This is a genomic window from Bacillus sp. JJ1127, assembly GCF_036965845.1.
Lineage (GTDB): Bacteria > Bacillota > Bacilli > Bacillales > Bacillaceae_G > Bacillus_A.
Genome location: NZ_JBALQK010000253.1, coordinates 1 through 6,075, shown reverse-complemented (window position 1 = coordinate 6,075; position 6,075 = coordinate 1). Strand labels below are relative to the sequence as shown.

6 protein-coding genes are annotated in these 6,075 nt (G+C 35.4%); 2 read left to right on the top strand and 4 right to left on the bottom strand.

Features of this window, described 5'->3' with window-relative positions; translation table 11 throughout:
• Positions 1–340: 340 nt before the first annotated feature.
• Positions 341–2,728 carry an immune inhibitor A domain-containing protein gene (locus V7183_RS21415; RefSeq protein ID WP_335360766.1) on the bottom strand — a complete coding sequence of 796 codons (2,388 nt, stop codon included), beginning with the start codon at positions 2,726–2,728 and terminating at the stop codon, positions 341–343.
• Between the two features lie 361 nt (positions 2,729–3,089).
• Here V7183_RS21415 and V7183_RS21410 point away from each other — a divergent pair, with 361 nt between their 5' ends.
• Together V7183_RS21410 and V7183_RS21405 are read left to right on the top strand one after the other, a co-directional pair.
• A complete protein-coding gene (locus V7183_RS21410) occupies positions 3,090–3,221 on the top strand; it encodes an anti-repressor SinI family protein (protein WP_335360765.1) in 132 nt (43 codons plus the stop codon).
• Positions 3,222–3,304: 83 nt separating this feature from the next.
• Positions 3,305–3,628, top strand: a complete 324-nt coding sequence (locus tag V7183_RS21405) for a helix-turn-helix domain-containing protein (RefSeq protein ID WP_097896041.1) — start codon at positions 3,305–3,307, stop codon at positions 3,626–3,628.
• A gap of 89 nt (positions 3,629–3,717) precedes the next feature.
• Here V7183_RS21405 and calY read toward each other — a convergent pair whose 3' ends face one another.
• The 3 genes from calY to sipW all read right to left on the bottom strand — a co-directional run bounded on the left by calY (position 3,718) and on the right by sipW (position 6,036).
• The gene (gene calY / locus V7183_RS21400) at positions 3,718–4,311 is read right to left on the bottom strand and encodes a biofilm matrix protein CalY (protein WP_097896039.1); all 594 of its coding nucleotides are present in this window, start codon (positions 4,309–4,311) and stop codon (positions 3,718–3,720) included.
• Positions 4,312–4,568: 257 nt separating this feature from the next.
• Positions 4,569–5,261 carry a DUF4047 domain-containing protein gene (locus tag V7183_RS21395; RefSeq protein WP_097896038.1) on the bottom strand — a complete coding sequence of 231 codons (693 nt, stop codon included), beginning with the start codon at positions 5,259–5,261 and terminating at the stop codon, positions 4,569–4,571.
• A 199-nt stretch (positions 5,262–5,460) separates the two neighbouring features.
• Complete coding sequence (gene sipW, locus V7183_RS21390; protein ID WP_335360764.1) at positions 5,461–6,036, bottom strand: signal peptidase I SipW; 576 nt, start codon at positions 6,034–6,036, stop codon at positions 5,461–5,463.
• Between the last annotated feature and the right edge of the window lie 39 nt (positions 6,037–6,075).

Sequence of the window (6,075 nt, the reverse complement as noted above, 5' to 3'; positions counted from 1 at the left end):
TAAATCTATTTTAATTTTTTAACATATAAGTCGCTGTTATACAGTGTAAAACATGACTAGCACTTGTATTCTCCCTCTGTTTTCACCTTTGTATGTGGCAGGAAAGGGCCCTAATTGCTTCTATGCATGGCCAGGTGCTCTCTCCCACCTAAAAAGAGCGGTTTTATGTCGGTTTTTTAATTGATGTATATATACTACTACTTCATTTTATATAAAATTTCTATGATAGAAATATTCCTATACTTAAAGTTTAATTATATATGAGTTTTCACTCCATGTGTACTTCATTTGCTCATCAAAAAAGCTGTTGAAAGAAAATCTTTCAACAGCCTCTTCAACATTAGCGATATAAACGAATAGCACCTGCAGAATTATCATCCGCTTGACCTACTACTTCAAATTTCAGACCAAGCTTCGGTACGATACGTCCTGCATCTGGAATTTGTTTGTTAATATATGCTTTAGAATCATCAAACTTCGTTACCCCTGGTAATCCGTCGTATACAAACGTACCACGAGTTGGAGATACAACTTTCCAAGCTGGGGTTTGATCAAACGAGAACGCTGCATCAGCAATTTGATAACGTGTACTATTTTTAAATGTCGGTTTCCCATTCAAAGTACCTGCAATCGCTTCTGGATGAGAATCAACTACACCAAGGAATCCGTTCCCTGGATGGATTCCAACCCAGTTATCTGTATAACTTGAATCTGCATACCATACAACCATACCTGTGTTATATACTGGACCGCGAGCAAATTTTAATGCTTCATCCGCACCAGCGTAGTTTCTCCATTCTAAATAGTAGTTGTTCTTTTTCTTTTCCATTCCATTAGATACAACGAAACCATCTAATTTGAATTGTGGTGTACCTTCTGCATCATCGGAGAATACAACATTACCATCTACTGTTAGCGTTGCATTATCAAGAGCAAAACCATTTAATGCTAAGCCGCCATCCGTAATATATTCAAATACAAGTTTCACTTTCTTACCTTTGAATTGACTTAAATCATAGGACTTATCAATCCATTTTCCATTTGTTGTATCAGCATTTTTATTATTTGCTTTCTCACCAAGCTTATCAATTAACGTTTTTGTACCATCTTCTGTAACAGCATGTACTTCAAGGAAATCATACCCTGCTTCAATTTCATAAAGTGATTTGAAATTGAATTTTGCATTCGTTGCATTTGTTAAATCAAATACAGGCGTTTCTAACGTTGTATGAAGATTATCACCTTTTGTACTATAATAGTACTTCTTGCCGAATGCAGGCTCGATTCCCTTTACCTCTTTATCTGGTAAGTTTACACGAATCATACCTGGTCGTTCCGATTTCGTAACACTTTGATCTAAATATGTCGCGTAACCGATTCCTCTGTTTAATTTATCATAATCTACTTCTACAATATTCGCCCAGTTTCCACCAATTATTTTTTGGAAAAACTCTTTGTTTTGTGGAGAAAAGCTTGTTGGCGTTGTTCCAGCAATTTTACCAGCCCAGCTACCACCACTCATAATAGACCAAGCCTCAATTGGCTCACCTGAACCAGTATACTGTGTATCATATTCATCTGGAAGACCTAAGTCATGACCATATTCATGAGCGAATACACCAACTGCTCCATCTTCTGGCTCAATTGTGTAGTCAAATGCCGCCATCTTCCCGCCCCAATACGGCACTTTTGCTTTTGTACCATCGATTTGGAAAGGTTGTGGTCCAATCGTCCAGCGGTGTGACCAAATTGCGTCGTCTCCTAATTTACCGCCACCAGCTTCTTGTCCAACACCAGCATGAATAACCATTAAATGGTCGATTAAGCCGTCAGGTTGATTTTGATTTCCATCTCCATTCACATCATATTGATCGAATTGATCAAATTCTGATAAATCGATCCCACTATCCACTGCTGCTTTTAATGCATCTTTAATTAAATCACGAGGTCCTAATGGCCCTTTATTATCATGACCGCTTCCAGCATCTGCGCCATAATCAGCCGCCTTGCCTGGAACTGTTAACCATTTTGTAACCGTTCCATCTACTGTATAACTACCGCCAGATTGTTCTTCATAATATTTCTTAAATGTTTCAATTTTGCTTCCATCATCTAATGTAAATGGTTCATCACCAAATAACATTTTTTGATAATGTTCCTGATTAAAATCATTGGAATACATATAACCAGGCTCTTTATCGATATTGTTATGTTTAAAGTCAGCATATTCTACAAGTAAAACAAGTACTTTATCCTTACGAACTGGACCATTGTATTCTTTTTGCTTCGCAGGAGTAGTGGGTACTTTACCATTTAAAGCACCTTTAGTTGGAGCTGTTCCTGCGCCATTACCATTTGCCTGCTGCTCTAGCTTTTCTTTCGTGTCTGCTTTTGCATCGTTTACCTTCTTCAGAAAGTCAGACGCTTCTTTTGTCACTTGATCCCCTGTTCGTTCTTCTTTTCCAGGCTTGTCACCTTTCTTTTTCTCTACATACTTTTCAACGGCTTTCTTTGTTTCTTCATTGGAAGCTGTTGATTGAATTACCCCACGCTTCTTAAGTGCTTCTGCTAAGCGTTCTTCTGGAATTAAGTGATCATCAATTGGACTTGTAGCTGTTGTTTTTGCAGGTGTTTCTGCATAAACAGACGTACCCCCAAACCCAAATGAGCAACCAAGAACAGCTGCTACAGCAAGTGTTGATAACACTTTAAATGGTTTCTTTTTCATCTCCCTAGTTCCTCCCCTAATAAAATATGTACTGCACTTTGAATTTTATTAAACATTCAGTATATTTTCAATATTCAGTCATATTATGTAATCTTTTTAACATTTTTGTAAAAATTACTTTTTTCGTATAAGAATATATCGTAATTCATTAATGTTTTCTGAAAATATTGATAAATCTCACGAAACCTTTTATAATTTTTTTATGAGAGAACTCAGCGGGGACTTTATCTTTGGTTTTTATATGTAAAATATTGGCTTTATTGACATATTTTTAAATTAATTGTCGAATTTGTCATGAAAATGTTAAAACATCGATTATTTTGCAACACCGATTACGACCGATAATTAGGGAGGAATACACTTGTACGAAGATAAGACGGACTCACTAGATCAAGAATGGATTGATTTAATACTTGAGGCTCTTGATGCTGGAATTACGATTCAAGACATTGAACACTTTTTCCAACGTATGAAGCAGCCTACTCGGACTTAACAGCATTGTTCTTTTTAACGAAGTTTGTGTTATAATAATAAACATCATAAGCCGACTACATACTTACAGAAAGGTGCGCAAATATGATTGGAGAACGTATAAAACGCCTTCGTTTACAAAGAGGGATTTCTTTAACAGAACTTGCTGAAAAAGCTGGTGTTGCAAAGTCTTACATTAGTTCCATTGAGCGTAATTTGCAAAAAAACCCTTCCATTCAATTTCTCGAAAAAATCGCAACGGTTCTGCAAATACCTGTTGACACACTCCTTCATGACGAAACAACATCGGAAAACCAATTAGATTCAGAATGGACACATCTCGTCAAAGAAGCAATGAACTCTGGTGTCTCAAAAGAGCAATTCCGTGAATTTCTTGAGTTTACAAAATGGAAAAAAAATCAAAAATAATACATATCAAAAAGGGGACATACTGGGGACACCCCTTTTTTCTTTACAAAAAAGCGGGAATTCCCGCTTTTTTGTGTTTTATTTCTTGATTATTTCTCTTCGCCATCTGTTTGGTTCGCATTGAAAGTCCATTCTAAGTTTAATTTATCGCCTTGGAATTTATTTTGATCTTGCTTGTTATCAACAAATTCAAATTGTACCCATAGGTAATCCTCTGTTCCAGCTTCTAAACCACCTTTTTCACCCCACTCTGGAGCAAAGATATCTTTTGCTAAAAGATCTGGATCAGCCTTTTGTAAAGCTGCTAATGTTGTTTCATATACAGGCTCACTTTGTTTATCCCAGTTCCAAATAAATTTTACTTTAATGTGCTCACCGAAATCTTCCCCAGCATTATCGCCTTTTGCATCTGTAACCGTATATTTCGTCGCTAATTTAACATCTTTAATCGCTAATGTCCCAGTGTTCTTTAATAAGAACTCTTTCTTAACAGAATCCCCTGGTTTAAGGTCTTTCACATCTACAATTGTTTTAGGATCCAAAGTAAGATCTAATGTACCTGCTGCAAACGTATTGTTCGATACTTCTTTGTCACTAAAGTAAGCGAACGTCCCTCCGCCGATTAAAGATAATCCTAATGCTGCTGATGCAACTCCCATACCTAATTTTTTCTTTACACTCACTTTAAACTCCCCCTAGCTTTTTTTATTATCTCTTTAGACCATTAAGAAATATATGAATAGAGCGCCTTGCATTTCCCCATCCACTACACATACAATCTCCCTAATTTCTTTCTGTTCTTTAAAAAGTTACCTTATATTCATTATAAAGAACGAGATAATCCAAATACAACTATAAAAAGTCATTATTTTTTTGTCTCAACATTATACTGAATATTCTAAAAATAATTATATATACTTTTCTAGTAAACATTTATTTTCTAATTCTGTATGACAGAAGAATCCGTTTCTTGTACACGTTTCCCCTCTTCTACGTCACGAGATTGCTTAGATTCTTCTACAGGTTCTTTACCATTTGTAGGTACCTCCTGGTGCTTCTCTATTTCTTTGGCTTGTTCATTTAATTTGTGTACTTTTTCATCATTTATTTGTTTTTGAAGCGCTTGAATCTGTTCATCGATTGTTTGTATACTTGCAGATTTATCTACATTCTCACAAATTGTATGGATAAAGTTAACATCAGCTTGTATGGATTGAAGTTGTTGATTTGATTCCCCATTGTTCTTCTTTTCATCTTCAGTTAATTGATTATAGTAGCTTTCCATTTCTCCATATATGTTTTGCAACGCCTCACGCTCAGAAACGATCTTTTCACGTTGCTGTTTCCATAAAACAAGTCTTTTTTCAAGTACTTCTAGAGAATGAGCTTCTAACTCCTTTTTCATTCCTTCATATTCTTGCAAGATAGACTGTTCATGCTGCTTTGCCTCTTCCTTTAATAAATGTATTGTTTTTGGAAACACAGGTGCTGCTGAAATAGCACCTTGAACTTTTTGTTCTGTCACAAAAGCAGCTTCTGTATGAGTGACGACTTGAGAGCCCATATAAAAAGCGATTGAACACATACAGGGCAATATGAGTACTGTTTTTATTCCCTTTAAATTTTTGGACATTCTATCATCTCCTATTACATATACGCTATATTCTTTTTAAAGAACCTTTATATTCATTATAATGAAATTATATTTAAATGAAAACAGCCTTTTCCTCCAGCGCATCCTGTTTGGCATCCTAACAGAAAAAAGCTATCAATTTGATAGCTCTTCTCTCCTTTATTTGCACTCATAATAACCTACTCATTATGGCTTTACTTCATACAGATTGTCCTACATCTGCTGATTTATTTTTCTTATCACCATCTATACTACGAATTGCACTAAAAATAGTAATCGCTGAATAACCAAGTAAGAATAGACCTGGGATAATTAAAAGTAAAGCCGCTCCTGCTTTAGAGTTTGCATAATTTAATAAATAACCTACATAAGGAACTGTGATATCTTGATATTTTCCTATTACATTCTCTGCTAAAACCGGTTTCAAATCCGGTCCATTGTTATTGTCACCTTTTGTTTCATACATGACTTTCCCATTCACATTTTTCACATCAATAATGCGGTGAGTCACAATTTTCGTCTCATTTTCTTTAAATGTAATGACATCTCCCTTTTGATATTTAGAGCCATCTTTCGTTGGTTCAATCGCAATAACGGATCCTGTTAAAAATGTCGGTTCCATTGAACCAGATAGTACCGTTTTAAACTGATATCCCATTATAGTTGGATCCCCACCACTTGCTTTAGACGAAATCACAATAAATGCTAAGAAAACCATTAACGCAAATAAAACAAATGAAATGAAGTTACTAATAATCTTCCAAACTAGTTTCATCGATATCTCCTCCTATATAGCAATTAAAAAACCGACATA

What these genes read in the sequence shown, in the direction of transcription:
- V7183_RS21405 (WP_097896041.1), top strand. Translation starts at nt 3,305, where the DNA reads ATGATTGGAGAACGTATAAAACGCCTTCGTTTACAAAGAGGGATTTCT.
- sipW (WP_335360764.1), bottom strand. Translation starts at nt 6,036, where the DNA reads ATGAAACTAGTTTGGAAGATTATTAGTAACTTCATTTCATTTGTTTTA.
- V7183_RS21415 (WP_335360766.1), bottom strand. Translation starts at nt 2,728, where the DNA reads ATGAAAAAGAAACCATTTAAAGTGTTATCAACACTTGCTGTAGCAGCT.
- V7183_RS21395 (WP_097896038.1), bottom strand. Translation starts at nt 5,261, where the DNA reads ATGTCCAAAAATTTAAAGGGAATAAAAACAGTACTCATATTGCCCTGT.